We start from the raw sequence: 15,306 nt of genomic DNA, 5'->3' as shown, positions 1-15,306 counted from the left end.
GCGCGGTCGATCCCGCCGGGCGGGACGGGCGGGGTCGGAGGCGGTCCTATCCTGGACGGAGGGACAGGCGCGGTGTGCGCTCCCCGGACATCGAGCCGAACGCGGAGATCCTGCCTATGAATGTGATCACGGGGAACGTCCTGGTCGTGGCCTTCGAGGGCTGGAACGACGCCGGGGACGCCGCCAGCGGCGCGCTGCGGCTGGTCAAGGACGCCGGGGAGTACGTGCCCCTCTTCGCCGTCGACGCCGAGCAGTACTACGACTTCCAGTACACCCGCCCCATGCTCTCGATCGGCGAGGACGGCCGTCGCAGTCTCGCCTGGCCCGGCACCCAGATCTTCGGCCCGGCCGACACCTCGGTCGACGCCGAGAGCGCGCTGTACCTCATGATCGGCACCGAGCCCTCGCGCAGCTGGAAGAGCTTCGCCGCCGAGGTCGTCGACGCCATGCTCGCGATCGACATCTCCGCCGTCGTCTTCCTCGGCGCGATGCTCGCCGACGTCCCGCACACCCGGCCGATCTCGATCTTCGCCTCGAGCGAGAACGCGGAGCTGCGCAGCTCGTTCGAGCTCGAGCGCTCCAGCTACGAGGGGCCGGTCGGCATCCTCAGCGTGATCGGCGAGGCCGCGCAGAAGGTCGGCATCCCCGCCGTCTCGATCTGGGCCTCCGTCCCGCACTACGTGCACAACGCGCCCTCGCCCAAGGCGATGCTGGCGCTGCTCGAGAAGCTCGAGGAGGTCGTCGGCCTGGCGATCCCCCGCGGCGACCTCGTCGAGGAGGCGGAGGAGTGGGAGCACGGCATCGACGCCCTCGCCGCCGAGGACGAGGAGATGGCGGCGTACATCGCCCAGCTCGAGCAGGCGCGCGACACCGTCGACTCGCCCGAGGCGAGCGGCGAGGCGATCGCCCAGGAGTTCGAGCGCTACCTGCGCCGCCGCGGCGACGGCCGCTCGGGCGAGGAGCCCTGGCGGCCGTAGCCCCCGCCGGCGCTCGAGCGTCGGAGCCGGCGATCACAGGACCGGTCCCGACCGGTGACCCTCCGGCCTTCCTCAGAGGACCGGGCCCTGAGGGGGTCCGAGCCGGTCGGGCCTGAGGCCGGTCGGGCCTCAGGCCGGTCGGGCTCAGGCCGGACCGACCACGGACCGGACACGCCTCGAGCCGGACGGGCGTCAGGCCGGACGGACTCCGAGCAGGGCGTCGACCGCGTCGCGCAGGAGCGACGGGTCGTCCACGCCCTCGGTGAGTGCGGCGTCCACGACCGCGAGGGCGGCCGGAGTGTCGAGGTCGTCGGCCAGCACCTCGCGCAGCTGCGTCAGCACCTCGAGCGCCGAGCGCGGTCCGACGGCGGCGAGGGCCGACTCCCAGCGCGCCAGGCGCGCCTCGGCCGACGGCAGGTCCTCGGGCAGCCACTCCCAGTCGGAGCGGTAGTGGTGCGCGAGGAGTGCGAGGCGGATCGCTCGCGCGTCCGCTCCTTCGCTCCGCAGACGCGAGACCAGCACCAGGTTGCCGAGCGACTTGCTCATCTTCTCGCCCTGGTAGGCGACCATCCCGGCGTGCGCGTAGGCGCGGGCCAGAGGACGGCCGGACAGGGAGGCGGCGTGGCCGGCGCTGAACTCGTGGTGCGGGAAGACCAGGTCGCTCCCGCCGCCCTGCAGGGTGAACTCGGGTCCGAGCCGGTCGAGGGCGATCACCGAGCACTCGATGTGCCAGCCCGGACGACCGCGGCCGACCTCGGCGTCCCAGGCGGGCTCGCCGGCGCGCTCGGCGCGCCAGAGCAGCGGATCGAGGGGGTCGCGCTTGCCGGCGCGCTCCGGGTCGCCCCCGCGCAGCGCCGAGAAGCGGACCATCGACTCCGCGTCGAGCCGGCTCTCGCTGCCCAGGTGCCAGACGGCGCTCTCGGCCGCGGCGATGTCGTAGTAGAGGTCGCTCGCGCCGTCCTCCGCCGCGTCCGGAGCAGGGACGCGGTAGGCGACGCCGTCGCGCTCCAGACGGGCGACCGCCTCCGCGATGGGATCCACCGTCTCGGTGACGCCGACGTAGTGCTGCGGAGGCAGGACGCGCAGCGCGGCCATGTCGCCGCGGAACAGCTCGACCTGCTCCTCGGCCAGGTCTCGCCAGTCGACGCCGGTGGCCGTCGCCCGCTCGAGCAGCGGGTCGTCGACGTCGGTCACGTTCTGGGCGTACTCGACCGTGTAGCCCGCGTCGAGCCAGACGCGCTGGACCGTGTCGAAGGCGAGGTAGGTCGACGCGTGCCCGAGATGGGTGGCGTCGTAGGGCGTGATGCCGCAGACGTAGAGGCTCGCGACTCCGCTGGGCGCGTCGAGCTCGACGGGGCCGGCGGTCGCGGTGTCGTGCAGGCGCGGGGCGCTCCCCCGGCCGGGCAGGGCGGGGACGTCCGCGGCGGTCCAGGCGCGCATCTAGGCGGCGATCAGGCCGGTGGCGAGCGCGACCATCAGGACGACGCCGAGCACGATGCGGTACACGACGAACGGGAGGAAGCTGCGGCGGGAGATGTAGCTCATGAAGAACGCGATCACGACGAAGCCGACCACGAACGCGACGATGGTCGCCACCAGGGTCTCGAGCCCGCCGACCTGGACCTGGTTCGGGAGCACCACCGGGTCGCTGATGCTCTTGTACAGCTGGTAGAGGCCGCTGCCGAACACCGCGGGGATCGCGAGGAGGAAGGAGTAGCGCGCCGCCGCTTTGCGCTCGTAGCCGAGGAAGAGGCCGGCGGTGATGGTGCCTCCCGACCGGGAGACGCCGGGGATCAGGGCGAGCGCCTGCGCGCCTCCGAAGATCAGGCCGTCGCGGACGCCCAGATCGCGCAGGCGGCGCTTCTTCGCGCCGACCGCGTCGGCGATGCCGAGCAGGATGCCGAAGAGGATGAGGGTGGTGGCCACCACCCACAGGGAGCGGAGGGTCGTCTCGATCGCGTCCTGGAAGACGAGGCCGAGGACGATGATCGGGAGGCTGCCCAGGATGATCAGCCAGCCCATGCGGGCGTCCGGGTCCGAGCGCGGGATGCGGCCGACCAGGGAGCGGGACCAGTGCGACACGATCCGCACGATGTCGCGCCAGAAGTAGATGATGACGGCGGTCTCGGTGCCCAGCTGCGTGATCGCGGTGAACGCGGCTCCGGTGTCGCGGCCGCCGAGACCGGGCAGCAGCTCGCTGACGATCCGGAGGTGGGCGCTGGAGGAGATGGGGAGGAATTCGGTCAGACCCTGGACGAGTCCCAGGATCAGCGCGTCGAGCAGGCCCATGCGTCACTTTCGAGGAGGGCTGGGGCGTCGTCGGCCAGCAGTCGGTCGGGATCGGTCGGTGCTGACCCGGTCCGCGGCGCCGTCAGGAGCTCAGCAGGAGATCGGTCAGGACCTTCCTGCCAAACACTAGTGCGTCCAGTGGAACGCGCTCGTCGACCCCGTGGAACAGCGCCGGGAAGTCCAGGGACGACGGCAGCTGGAGCGGCGCGAACCCGTAGCCGGTGATGCCGAGCGTCGAGAGCGCCTTGTTGTCGGTGCCTCCGGAGAGCAGGTACGGCAGGACCTCGGCGCCCGGGTCGAACCGGCGGATCGAGGCGGCCATGCTCTCGACGAGGGGGCCGGCGAAGGGCACCTCGAGCCCGATGTCGCGGTGCTGGACGAGGATCTCGACATGCTGGCCCGCGAGGACCTTCAGGCGCTCGAGCACCGCGTCCTCCTCGCCGGGGAGGACGCGCACGTCGATGGTGGCCTCCGCCGTGCCCGGGATGACGTTGGCCTTGTAGCCGGCCGACAGCATCGACGGATTCGCGGTGGTGCGCAGCGTCGCGGCGATGAAGCGCGAGGCGGTGCCGGTGGCGAGTGCGAGCTCCTCCGGAGTGCTGCGCTGAGGGTCGTGGCCGAGCAGGCGGGCGACCTCGTCGAGCAGCTCGCGCGTGGTGTCGGTGAGGCGGGTGGGCCACTCCTCGCTGCCGATGCGGGCGATCGCCTGCGCCAGCCGGGTGACGGCGTTTTCGGAGTTGATCTGCGAGCCGTGCCCCGCCGTGCCGTGCGCGCGGAGGGTCAGCCACATCAGCGCCTTCTCGCCCGTCTGCACGAGGTAGGCGCGCTTGCCCGCCAGCTCGATCGAGTAGCCGCCGACCTCGCTGATCGCCTCGGTCGCTCCGGCGAAGAGCTCGGGCCGCTCACGGGCCAGGAATCCCGAGCCCCGCACGCCGCCCGCCTCCTCGTCGGCGAAGAAGGCGATGACGAGGTCGCGGGAGGGGCGCCTCCCCTCGCGGAGGATGTCGCCGAGCGAGGCGAGGATCATCGCGTCCATGTTCTTCATGTCGACCGCGCCGCGGCCCCAGAGCATGCCGTCCTTGATCTCGCCGCCGAACGGATCGACGCTCCAGTTGTCGGCGATGGCGGGCACCACGTCGAGGTGCCCGTGGACGACGAGGGCGCCGCGCTCGCGGTCCTCCCCCGCGACCCGCGCCACGACGCTCGTGCGTCCCGGGTCGGAGTCGATCAGCTCGGGCTCGAGGCCGAGGTCGCGCAGCTTCGCCGCGACGTACTCCGCGGCCGGGCGCTCCGGCTCCGCCTTCCCGTCGCCGTAGTTGCTGGTGTCGAAGCGGATGAGATCGCGCGCGATGAGCGCGGTCTCGTCGAGGGTGCTGTCGGCCACGGGCGCGCTGTCGATGCTGTCGGACATGCGGGCAACGGTACCGGCGCGGGCTCGACGGCGCGCGGAGGCCGGGGGGCCGGGGGGTGGCGTGAGAGGCTCCGGAACCGTGCTAATGTCTTCTTCGGCCGCGGAAACGCAGGTCGAAGGAAACACTCGTCCGGGTGGCGGAAATGGCAGACGCGCTAGCTTGAGGTGCTAGTGCCCGTATAGGGCGTGGGGGTTCAAGTCCCCCCTCGGACACACTGATCGGAACCCCTCGTCCCTCTTCGGAGAGGCGGGGGGTTCCGTCGTTTCCGGCACCGTCCCCTCCTCGCGTCGGCGGGAGGGATGCGAGGGGCGGAGAAAGACGGACGCCCCGCCTCTCCTCGAGGAGACGGGGCGTCCGGCATCGGGCCTCGGCGTCAGACTCTCACGGTCGCCGGCGACCAGCCGAGAGCCGGGGCGATCGACTCCGCCACGGTGCGCAGGAGCCGCGCGTTGTACTCGACGCCCAGCTGGTTGGGCACGGTGAGCAGCAGCGTGTCCGCCTCCTGCACGGCGACGTCGGCGGCCAGCTCGGCGGCCACGCCGTCCGGCTCGCCCGTGTAGCTGCGGCCGAAGCGGGCGCGGACGCCCTCGAGGGTGGCGACCTGGTCCTGCTCGCCGCGGCCGCCGAAGTACAGGCGGTCGAGATCGGTCGTGATCGGAAGGACGCTGCGCGAGACGGAGACACGCGGGGCGCGCTCCCAGCCCGCCTCGCTCCAGGCGGCGCGGTAGTCGCGGATCTGGCGCGCCTGCAGCTCGTCGAAGGGCACGCCCTCCTCCTCCAGGAGCAGGGTCGACGACTGCAGGTTCATGCCCTGCTCGGCGGCCCAGCGAGCGGTCGCGAAGCTGCCCGCACCCCACCAGATCCGGTCCGCGAGCCCGGGCGAGTGCGGCTCGATCGAGAGCGGGAGCGATTGGCGCGTCATCGCCGGATCCGACTGCGCGACCGGCGCCCCGGCGAGCGCTTCCCGGAGGATCCGCACCTTCTCCCGGGCGAGGTCGGAGTCGGTCATCCCCTCAGGCGGAACGAAGCCGAACGCCTCGGACCCGCGCAGGGCCGTCTCGGGCGATCCCCGGCTGACGCCGAGCTCGAGCCGGCCGCCCGAGATCAGGTCGGCGGCAGCCGCCTCCTCCGCCATGTAGAGCGGGTTCTCGTAGCGCATGTCGATGACCCCGGTGCCGATCTCGATGCGGCGGGTGCGCGCGGCGATCGCCGCCAGCAGCGGGAAGGGCGAGGCGAGCTGCGGCGCGAAGTGGTGCACGCGGACGTAGGCGCCGTCGATGCCGATCTCCTCCGCCGCCTCCGCGAGCTCGATCGTCTGGAGGAGGACGTCGCGGGCGGAGCGCGTCTGCGACCCGGGGACCGATTGGTAATGGCCGAAGGAGAGGAAGCCGATGCGCGAGACCATGCCTGCCTCAGCGCTCGGAGGTCCACCGCTATTCCCGGTGGTGCGCACGGTGGACGCCGAACCGCGACAGAGCTGCCGAGGAGTGCTCAATACTCGTATGGTGGTCGATGCCTGGTGGTCGGGCGGAGATGGGGTCGTCGTGGAGACGACGGATGAACGCTTCGAGCCGTTTCTCACGGTCGGCGTCGAGACGATCAGCGGGTCGCAGGTGCCGGTTCGCGCTCTCGGACCGCAGCGGGATCGCACGCCCGAGCGCGGCTCCGCGTCAGTGCGCCTCGAAGTCGGCGGAGACCGACGCGGTGACCTCGATGTCCTCCGGCTTGAGGGCCAGCGGCTCCTCCGACGAGGAGAACGCCTTGGCGCGGCTCATCAGCGCCGAGCCGCCCTCGATGCGCGTGTGCGGGCGCAGGCCCGGCTCGAAGAGGGTCAGCACCCGTACCTCGGTCAGGCCGAGGGCTGCCGCGTAGGCCTCGGCCCGCTCGCGCGCGTCGCGCACGGCAGCGGTACGGACCTCGCGCTCGATGCCCGCCCGTCGCGCCGCCGTCACGTCCCAGTCGACCCCCGAGATCTGGATCCCCGGCACCTCCGAGATCGAGCCGACCCAGCGCCCGAGAGCCGCGAAGTCGCGGTACTTCACCCGGATCCCGGCGGCCGCGACGTGGAACAGCTGCGTGACGTCCGAGTCCTTGATGTACCGGCGGACCGAGGACACCGAGATCTGATCGGAGGACCACCAGGTGGCGGCGCCGGACGCCTGCTCGGCGGCCGCCTCCTCCCGGACCCGCGCATGCAGGGCGGTGACCTCGGCGAGCGCCTGGGGCCGGGACCGCGACTCGCGCCGGATCTCGAGGCGGACGGTGCCGCGCTCGGCGGGGTGGAAGTGCTGGGCGAGACCGGCGACGGTGATGGTGACCATGGTCCCATCGTGCCGTACGCACCCCGTCAGCTCCGAGCGGCGAGCATCGCTCGGATGCGCTCGGCGAGGGCCCGCTCCGTCGTCAGGTTGCTGACCAGCTGGGCGCGGTGGCCCCCACAGGCACCCGGAAGGGGTTCTCCGGTTCTCGGGTCGATCCGGCCCAGCAGTGCCCGCTCCCCCTGGGCGATCGACGCCTCGAGCAGGGCGAGCCGCCGCTCGAGCCGCTCGGTCTCGAAGCTCTCGGGCGTGATGTCGGACTCGCGGAAGTGGCCGGCTGTGGAAGTGGGGACGCTCATCGATGATCCGTTCCGTCGGGGCGCCCAGGAGCGGCGCCATCACCAGGAAGACACCGGAGAACGGAGATCATGACGCGAAGGCGCGAAATGAACTGATTCGTGGCGCGCCTCCGGCGGTCAGGAGCGGAAGACGGCCAGGTTCTCGTTCTCCACGATGGCGAGGGTGCGGACGAGCCGGGTGTAGCGCTCGACCAGCTCGCCCTCACCCGCTCCCTGACCCAGCAGGGCCGAGAAGCTCTCGGCGGGGAAGAGGGAGACGATCTCCATCGCGACGGCCCGCGCGTGCTCGGAGGAGAGAGTGCGCGCGTACTCCAGAGCGCGGGTCAGCTGCGGCCTCTCCTCGCCCCCGGGACTCTCCGACGGCGAGGTCGTGGCGGCATGGCCGAGGACCGCCACGAAGACCCGGGCGATCTCGTCGACCCGGAGCGCGCGGACCAGGGTCAGCAGACGCGAGGAGACGCGGGAGACGCCGCGCGCCAGGAGCTCTCCACTGAGGGCGCGCACCTCGATCACGTCGCCGCCGCCGAACTCGCCGGAGACGCGCTTGATGCCCGAGGCGAACAGGCTCGAGCCCGCGCCGATGCTCCGCTCGGCCTCGAGGTTGATCTCGACGCGGCCGCGGCCGGTGGCCACTCCGGAGATCCAGCGCTGCTCCACGGGCGGATGCGCGTGCACGGCTCGGACGAGGGTGCCCGGACCCGGCCCACCCAGAGCGCCCAGGATGACCTCGGGGGTGCGCGCCCCGGCGATCCTGGTCGAGACTCCGTTGTGCGCGGCGAGCTCGGCGGCCCGCAGCTTGGAGCGGATGCCCCCTCGGCCGGTGCCGCCCTTCTGCACGCCGATGCGGCGCAGATCCGAGATGCCCAGCTCCTCGAGATGCACGCCCTCGGCGATGCTGCCGGCGAAGACGCCGGGGACGTCGGTGAGCAGCAGCAGAAGGTCCGCGCCGAGGAGCATCGCCAGTCCGCCGGCGACGCCGTCGTTGTCCGAGCCTGCGGAGTCGATGGTGTCGTTGCCGTTGACCACGGGCACGACTCCGGCGTCGAGGGCATGGCGGATCGCCTCGGCGACGTGCGCCATCTGCCGGGGCGAGGCGAGGTCCGACTCGCCGATGAGGATCTGCGCGACCAGGGCGCCGGAGAGCTCGGCCACGGAGCGGTAGAAGCCCATCAGGACGGTCTGGCCCACCGCTGCCGCCAGGCGGGCGCTGATCGGCTCCTCCTGCGAGCGGGCGAAGAGCGCCCTGCCCGAGGACACGGCACCGGAGGAGACCAGCACGACGTCCCAGCCCATCGCGCGGGCGGCGAACGCGCTCTCGAGCGCGCCGGCCAGGAGAACGGGATCCGGACCCGACTGCTTGGTGACCGAGCTGGACCCCATCTTGACCACGAGGGTCCGCCTGCGCGGCGCGGCCGGGGCTGTGGCGTCGGAGTCGGCGGGGTCGGGCAGGGCGTCGGACATGGCTCCCATGGTAGAGGCGCGGGCGGAGGCCCCTGCCCCGCCGGGATCCGGCGGAGGACGTCGCCGGACGGTGATGTCGGGGGCGGATGCGAGACTGCCCGGGACGTCGGGAACCACCTCCACGGTGCCCCGTGCGGGCCGGTCGCGGAAGGGTCCGAACGGCTCGCCGGTGGATGTCGGTGGCGATTGACATACTCGAACACATGTTCGAACATGGGCAGATGAGCCCCCCTTCACCCCTCGTCTCCGCGGAGACGGCCGAGGCCGCAGAGCCCCTTCTGCGGCAGCTCGCGTCGGTGAAGGAGCTGCAGTCCCGCATCCGGGACATGCAGGCGACCACCCTCGAGACCAGGAGCCTCGGCACTCTGCCGGCCTTCTCCTCCGTGCTCCCGGGCGGCTCGCTCAAGCAGGGTGCGGCCTACTCGGTGGAGGGCTCGATGAGCCTGGCGATGGGGCTGCTCGCCGGCCCGTCCGCCGAGGGCTCGTGGTGCGGAGTGGTGGGTGTCCCGGAGTTCGGGGCCGAGGCCGCCGCCGGCATGGGGATCGACCTCGAGCGCCTGGTGCTCGTGCCCGCACCGGCTGAGCACTGGCTCACCGTCACCGCCGCTCTGGTCGATGTGCTGACCGTCGTGCTCACCCGTCCGCCCGCCTCCGTCTCCTCGGCAGACGTCTCGCGTCTGGGAGCACGACTGCGTCAGCGGGGTGCCGCTCTCGTGGTCCTCGGCGAGTGGCCCCAGGCCGAGGCGCGGCTCAGCGTCCGCAGCAGCCGCTGGGAGGGGCTCGGCGACGGCCACGGCTACCTGCGCTCCCGGGAGGCGATGGTCGATGTGGTCGGCCGGGCCGGCACCCGGGTGCGCACGGTGCAGATGAGCATGCCCGGCGTCGAGAGCGCCTTCGGTTCCCGGGTCGAGCACGGCCGCCTGCACGAGAGGGCGGTCTGAGATGGCGAGCGCACCCGAGCTGCGGCGGACGATCCTCGTCTGGTGCCCCGACTGGCCCCTCCTCGCGGCCGCCGCCGACGCCGGCCTCGGCGCCGAGCACCCCCTGGCCCTCACGGAGAAGAGCCTGGTCTTCGCCTCCTCCCCCGCTGCCCGGGCGGAGGGGGTCCGGCGGGGCATGCGCGTGCGCGAGGCGCAGTCCCGCTGCACGGGTCTCGCCGTCCTCCCGTACGACCCGGTGCTCGACCACCGGGCGTTCGAGCCGCTCATCCAGGCGCTCGAGGAGATCACCCCGGGCGTCCAGCTGATCCGGCCCGGCCTGTGCGCGATCCGTGCCCGCGGTCCCCGCCGCTACTACGGGAGCGAGCAGAGCGCGGCCGAGGCGATCCTGCAGCGTCTGGCCGAGCTGGGTCTGCCCGACGCCCGCATCGGGATCGCCGACGGGCTCTTCGCCTCCGAGCTCGCAGCGAAGCACTCCGGCCGCCCCGTCGCCGTCGTGCCCGCAGGAGCAGCGGCCGGCTTCCTCGCCCCGCTCCCGCTCGACGCCCTCGAGACCGAGTCCGTCGCGGCCCCTGCCCGCGTACCCCGCCGAGGGGACGACCTGGTGGCGCTCCTGCGCAAGCTCGGCGTCCGCACCCTCGGCGCCTTCGCCGCCCTGCCTCGGGAGGACGTCGCCGCCCGGTTCGGTCCGGAGGGCGCACACGCGCACCTCCTCGCCGCCGGAGCGGAGTCGGAGACGGTGGTGCCCCGGCTCCCGCCGGAGCGCCTCGACCGGGCGATGGAGTTCGAGCCCCCTCTGGACCGCATCGACCAGGCCGCCTTCGCCTTCCGCGTTCCCGCTGAGGAGTTCGTCGCCGGGCTCACCCGCGCACAGCTGGTCGCGACCGCGATCCGCATCGAGGTCGTCAGCGAGCGCGGTGAGGTCTCCTCCCGGAGCTGGCTGCACCCGAGATGGTTCACCCCGGGCGACGTGCTCGACCGGGTCCGCTGGCAGCTGCAGGGCAGCGGGGCGATCGACACCGGTCTCGGAGCGCCGATCTCGCGGCTGTGCGTCGAGCCCGAGGCGGTCGACGCGATCGGCAACCATGAACAGGGTCTCTGGGGCACCGCCCCGGAGGAGCGCGTCCACCACGGGCTGAGCCGCGTGCAGAGCATGCTCGGGCACGAGGCCGTGATGACCGCGTCGATCGGAGGGGGTCGGTCCCTCCGCGACCGCCAGCACCTGATCCCGTGGGGCGACCGGGAGCCGGGCGACGCCAGGCCGAGGACACTGCCCTGGCCCGGCTCCCTGCCGCCGCCCCTCCCGCCGACGGTCTTCGCGGAGCCCGCCGCCGTGCTGGTCCGCGGACCGAGGGGCGAACCCGTCTCGGTCGACGAGCGCGGCGCCCTCAGCTCCGTGCCCGCCTACTTCACCCCCGGGACGTCCCAGGCCCGCCTGGAGCCCCTCGCCGGATGGGCGGGTCCCTGGCCGATCGACGAGCGCTGGTGGGATCCGAGCACCGCCGTCCGCTACGACCGCTTCCAGGTGGTCGACGCCGGCGGTGTCGCCTGGCTGCTGCTCTGCCTCGACGGGGTCTGGGCCGCCGAGGCCCGCTACGACTGACCCGGAGAGTCCCTCCACCACCGCGAACGAGCACCGAAGGAGCCCCGATGGGCTGGAACAATCCGCCGATCCCCTGGTCGGAGTTCGAGCGCCGCCTCTCCAGCGGCAAGCGCGCCGACGGCACGGTCGTCCGCGGCGACGGCGGCGACAGCCCGGCCTGGTCGCACAAGCGCCCCGCCTACGTGGCCGGGGACGACGTCCGGCCGCCGGCTCATCCGGTGCCCTACGCCGAGCTGCACGCCCACTCCCACTTCAGCTTCCTCGACGGGGCGAGCAAGCCGGAGCAGCTGGTCGAGGAGGCCGTCCGGCTCGGCATCGACACTCTCGCGCTCACCGACCACGACGGCCTCTACGGCATCGTGAGGATGGCTGAGGCCGCGCAGGGGCACCCCGTCCGCACGGCCTTCGGAGCCGAGCTCTCGATCGGGCTCACCTCGCCTCAGAACGGGGTCGCCGATCCGGAGGGGACCCACCTGCTCGTCCTCGCCCGTCGCGAGGAGGGCTACCACCGCCTCGCCCGCGCGATCACCACCGCCCAGCTCGCCGGAGCCGAGAAGGGCAAGCCGAGCTACGACCTCGAGGAGCTCGCCCGCGCCGCCGACGGCCACTGGATCGTGCTGACGGGCTGCCGCAAGGGAGCGGTCCGTCACGCGCTCGCCGCTGCGGGAGAGGCCGCGGCCGAGCGGGAGGTCCGCGAGCTCGTCCGGCTCTTCGGTCCCGCCAATGTCCTCGTGGAGCTGTACGACCACGGGGACCCCCTCGCCTCGCGCGCCAACGACCAGCTGGCGGCGATCGCCGAGAAGCTCCGGCTGCGGACGGTCGCCACCGGGAACGTGCACTACGCCCGGCCGGAGGAGCGCCCCCTCCAGACGGCCCTCGCCGCGGTCAGAGCACGCCGGAGCCTCGACGAGATGGACGGCTGGCTCCCCGCTGCCGGCGGCGCCCACCTGCGCTCCGGCGCCGAGATGGCCGAGCGCTTCCGCCGCTACCCCGGCTCCGTGGAGAACACGGTGCGCGTCGCCGACGAGATCGCCTTCGAGCTCGGCCGAGTCCGGCCCCGGCTGCCGCGCCAGGAGGTCCCCGAGGGGCACACCACGATGAGCTGGCTGCGCGAGCTCGTGCGGGAGGCGGTACCGGCCAAGTACCCCCGCGCAGACGCCGACGTCCTCGCCCGCCTCGAGAAGGAGCTCGCGGTGATCGAGCAGAAGGACTTCCCGGGCTACTTCCTGATCGTCCACGACATCGTCCACTACGCCAAGCGGAACGGCATCCTCTGCCAGGGACGCGGCTCGGCCGCCAACTCGGCGGTCTGCTACGTCCTGGGCATCACGGCGGTCGACTCGATCTTCTACGACCTGCCGTTCGAGCGGTTCCTCTCGAGCATCCGCGACGAGGAGCCCGACATCGACGTCGACTTCGATTCGGAGCGTCGCGAGGAGGTGATCCAGTACGTCTACCGGAAGTACGGACGGCTGAACGCGGCCCAGGTCGCCAACGTCATCACCTACCGGCCCAAGTTCGCCGTGCGCGACATGGCCAAGGCCCTCGGATACAGCGCCGGGCAGCAGGACGGCTGGTCGAAGCAGGTCGAGCGGTGGGGGTCCGTCACCGAGAGCACCGACCACGACATCCCCGAGGACGTGGTCGCCCTGACCACGCGGGTGCTGGGCACGCCCCGGCACCTGGGCATCCACTCCGGGGGCATGGTGCTGACCGACCGGCCCGTGGGCGAGGTCTGCCCGATCGAGCCCGCGCGGATGGAGGACCGCACCGTCCTGCAGTGGGACAAGGACGACTGCGCCTGGATGGGGCTGGTCAAGTTCGACCTCCTCGGGCTCGGGATGCTGGCCGCCCTGCAGTACACGTTCGACCTCGTCGCCGAGCACGTCGGCGAGAAGTGGGACCTCTCCACCCTCCCCCGGGAGGAGAAGGGCGTCTACGACCAGCTCTGCCGCGCCGATTCGATAGGCGTGTTCCAGGTCGAGAGCCGCGCGCAGATGGGCACCCTCCCCCGGCTGCAGCCGCGCCGCTTCTACGATCTGGTGATCGAGGTCGCGCTCATCCGTCCCGGCCCCATCCAGGGCGGTGCGGTCCACCCCTACATCCGCCGCAAGCTCGGCGAGGAGCCGGTGACGTACCAGCACCCCCTCCTCGTGACGCCGCTCAAGCGCACACTCGGCGTGCCGCTCTTCCAGGAGCAGCTCATGCAGGTGGCCGTGGCCGTCGGCGACTGCAATGCGGAGGACGCCGACCTGCTGCGCCGGGCGATGGGGTCCAAGCGCGGGACCGAGAAGATCGAGACCCTCCGCGAGCGGCTCTACCAGGGGATGGCCCGCAACGGCATCACCGGCGAGGTCGCGGACGACATCTACCTCCGGATCCAGGCGTTCGCGAACTTCGGCTTCGCCGAGAGCCATGCGATCAGCTTCGCCCTGCTGGTCTACGCGAGTGCCTGGCTCCGCCTGCACTACCCCGCCGCTTTCACCGCCGCGCTGCTGAGGGCGCAGCCCATGGGCTTCTACGCCCCGCACACCCTGGTCGCCGATGCGCGCCGTCACGGAGTGGAGGTCGTCTCGCCCGACGTCAACCGCTCCCTGGCGCCTCCCGGGCTCGAGGCGAAGGAGGGCGCCCCCGCACGCCGGAGGGGCGGCGCCGCCTACGGGAGCGACGACTGCCTCCGCGCCGATCAGCCGCCCACGGGGCTGTTCGACCGCACCGAGCACTTCCACACGGACGACCACCGGCGCGACAGCGGCTTCGTGATCCGGCTCGGGCTGGCCGGGGTGAAGGGCATCGGCACCGCGCTCGCCGAGCACGTCGTCGCCGAGCGCGAGCGCGGCGGACCCTACGCGAGCATGGCCGACCTCTCTCGGCGGGTCGGCACGACCGCGGCTCAGCTGGAGGCCCTCGGCGCCGCGGGCGCCTTCGACTCGCTCGGTCTGCAGCGACGGCAGGCGCTCTGGGAGGCCGGCACCGCCGCAGGCGACCGCGAGGAGTTCCTCGCCGGCTCGACGGTCGTCGTGCAGCCCCCGCTTCTGCCGATGCTCTCCCCTCAGGAGCGCGTGGTCTTCGACTTCTGGGCCACCGGCATCTCTCCCGACGACCATCCGCTGCGCCACCTCCGCGAGGGGCTCACCCGGCGCGGCGCCCGCTCCTCGGCCGATCTCCCCGGCGTCCCCTCGGGGACCCGGATCGAGGTCGGCGGGGTCGTGATCCACCGCCAACGTCCCTCCACAGCCGGTGGAGTGACCTTCCTCAACCTCGAGGACGAGCACGGGATCCTCAACGTGATCTGCTCCGTCGGAGTATGGAACCGCTACCGCCGTGTGGCCCGCGAGGCACCCGCCCTGCTGGTCAGGGGGATCCTCGAGCGCTCCGACGAGGGGGTGACGAACCTCCTCGCCGATCGGTTCGAGACCCTCACGGTCGGCGCTCGCACCACCTCCCGCAACTTCCGATGACCCCTCCGCGGCACCTCCCGCTCGCCCCACGAGAAAGCGACACCATGACCACTCTCGACCACGCCGCTCCCGCTCCGCACCTCGATGCGCCGCTCCTGAACGACCGCGAGCTGCGCGAGCGCGTCTCCTCGCTGATCGGGCCGGCCTACCGCCGGGCCCTGTGGCCGATCTTCCTCGACCGCGACGGCGTGCAGCTGCCGATCCTCTACCCGGTGGACGGGCTCCCCGTGCACCCCGACGAGGAGAAGACCGAGCGGATCGTCGCCACCCTCGCCAAAGCCGTGGCGCACCAGGACGTGGGCTCGCTCGCCTTCGCCCTGGAACGTCCCGGTCGCGCCTTCCTCGGCGAGACCGACCGGATCCTCGCCCGTCACCTGGCAGCGGCCTGCCACAAGCGGGCCATTCCCCTGCGGGCGCTCCTGCTCGTCCACGACGAGGGAGTGCGGGTCGTGACCGCGACGGAGTACGCCGCGGTCACTCCCTGAGCCCTCGGGCCGAGGCGGCCGATCAGGAGCTCGGGCGGCCGGCCACGAGCAGCCGGCCGCCGC

12 protein-coding genes and 1 tRNA gene are annotated in these 15,306 nt (G+C 72.6%); 6 read left to right on the top strand and 7 right to left on the bottom strand.

What is annotated here, in order from left to right:
- The first annotated feature begins 116 nt into the window (after positions 1 to 116).
- Positions 117 to 977, top strand: a complete 861-nt coding sequence (locus tag C5D08_RS02355) for a proteasome assembly chaperone family protein (protein WP_104275699.1) — start codon at positions 117 to 119, stop codon at positions 975 to 977.
- A gap of 192 nt (positions 978 to 1,169) precedes the next feature.
- On the opposite strand, the gene mshC is transcribed toward C5D08_RS02355, so the two are convergent.
- The 3 genes from mshC to C5D08_RS02340 all read right to left on the bottom strand — a co-directional run bounded on the left by mshC (position 1,170) and on the right by C5D08_RS02340 (position 4,677).
- Positions 1,170 to 2,417 carry a cysteine--1-D-myo-inosityl 2-amino-2-deoxy-alpha-D-glucopyranoside ligase gene (gene mshC, locus C5D08_RS02350; protein WP_104275636.1) on the bottom strand — a complete coding sequence of 416 codons (1,248 nt, stop codon included), beginning with the start codon at positions 2,415 to 2,417 and terminating at the stop codon, positions 1,170 to 1,172.
- Positions 2,418 to 3,266 carry an undecaprenyl-diphosphate phosphatase gene (locus tag C5D08_RS02345; protein WP_104275635.1) on the bottom strand — a complete coding sequence of 283 codons (849 nt, stop codon included), beginning with the start codon at positions 3,264 to 3,266 and terminating at the stop codon, positions 2,418 to 2,420. It lies immediately after the preceding gene.
- Positions 3,267 to 3,348: 82 nt separating this feature from the next.
- Positions 3,349 to 4,677, bottom strand: coding sequence for a M20/M25/M40 family metallo-hydrolase (locus C5D08_RS02340; RefSeq protein WP_104275634.1), 1,329 nt, complete (start codon positions 4,675 to 4,677; stop codon positions 3,349 to 3,351).
- Between the two features lie 128 nt (positions 4,678 to 4,805).
- Here C5D08_RS02340 and C5D08_RS02335 point away from each other — a divergent pair.
- Positions 4,806 to 4,890: transfer RNA gene (locus C5D08_RS02335), tRNA-Leu, on the top strand.
- 161 nt (positions 4,891 to 5,051) lie between these two features.
- On the opposite strand, the gene C5D08_RS02330 is transcribed toward C5D08_RS02335, so the two are convergent.
- From C5D08_RS02330 to proB, 4 genes are all read right to left on the bottom strand, one after another.
- The gene (locus C5D08_RS02330; RefSeq protein ID WP_104275633.1) at positions 5,052 to 6,083 is read right to left on the bottom strand and encodes an LLM class flavin-dependent oxidoreductase; all 1,032 of its coding nucleotides are present in this window, start codon (positions 6,081 to 6,083) and stop codon (positions 5,052 to 5,054) included.
- A gap of 265 nt (positions 6,084 to 6,348) precedes the next feature.
- Positions 6,349 to 6,999, bottom strand: coding sequence for an SIMPL domain-containing protein (locus C5D08_RS02325; RefSeq protein ID WP_181109968.1), 651 nt, complete (start codon positions 6,997 to 6,999; stop codon positions 6,349 to 6,351).
- Positions 7,000 to 7,025: 26 nt separating this feature from the next.
- Positions 7,026 to 7,295 carry a hypothetical protein gene (locus C5D08_RS16875; protein WP_104304731.1) on the bottom strand — a complete coding sequence of 90 codons (270 nt, stop codon included), beginning with the start codon at positions 7,293 to 7,295 and terminating at the stop codon, positions 7,026 to 7,028.
- Between the two features lie 117 nt (positions 7,296 to 7,412).
- The gene (gene proB / locus C5D08_RS02320) at positions 7,413 to 8,756 is read right to left on the bottom strand and encodes a glutamate 5-kinase (protein ID WP_181109970.1); all 1,344 of its coding nucleotides are present in this window, start codon (positions 8,754 to 8,756) and stop codon (positions 7,413 to 7,415) included.
- Between the two features lie 221 nt (positions 8,757 to 8,977).
- Between proB and C5D08_RS02315 the strand changes: the two genes are divergently transcribed.
- The 4 genes from C5D08_RS02315 to C5D08_RS02300 are packed head-to-tail and all read left to right on the top strand — an operon-like array spanning position 8,978 to position 15,243.
- Positions 8,978 to 9,697 (top strand): hypothetical protein, encoded by a 720-nt coding sequence (locus C5D08_RS02315; protein WP_104275630.1) that lies wholly within the window; start codon positions 8,978 to 8,980, stop codon positions 9,695 to 9,697.
- A gap of 1 nt (position 9,698) precedes the next feature.
- Entirely contained in the window at positions 9,699 to 11,297 is a 1,599-nt protein-coding gene (locus tag C5D08_RS02310) for a DNA polymerase Y family protein (RefSeq protein WP_104275629.1), read from the top strand.
- A 47-nt stretch (positions 11,298 to 11,344) separates the two neighbouring features.
- Entirely contained in the window at positions 11,345 to 14,758 is a 3,414-nt protein-coding gene (locus C5D08_RS02305; RefSeq protein WP_104275628.1) for an error-prone DNA polymerase, read from the top strand.
- A gap of 44 nt (positions 14,759 to 14,802) precedes the next feature.
- Complete coding sequence (locus C5D08_RS02300) at positions 14,803 to 15,243, top strand: hypothetical protein (RefSeq protein ID WP_104275627.1); 441 nt, start codon at positions 14,803 to 14,805, stop codon at positions 15,241 to 15,243.
- The last annotated feature ends 63 nt before the right edge of the window (positions 15,244 to 15,306 follow it).

It is taken from the genome of Rathayibacter sp. AY1B6 (assembly GCF_002932755.1).
GTDB lineage: Bacteria > Actinomycetota > Actinomycetes > Actinomycetales > Microbacteriaceae > Rathayibacter.
Note: the sequence above shows the minus strand (reverse complement) of the source record. Positions and strands in the feature narration are given on the sequence as shown.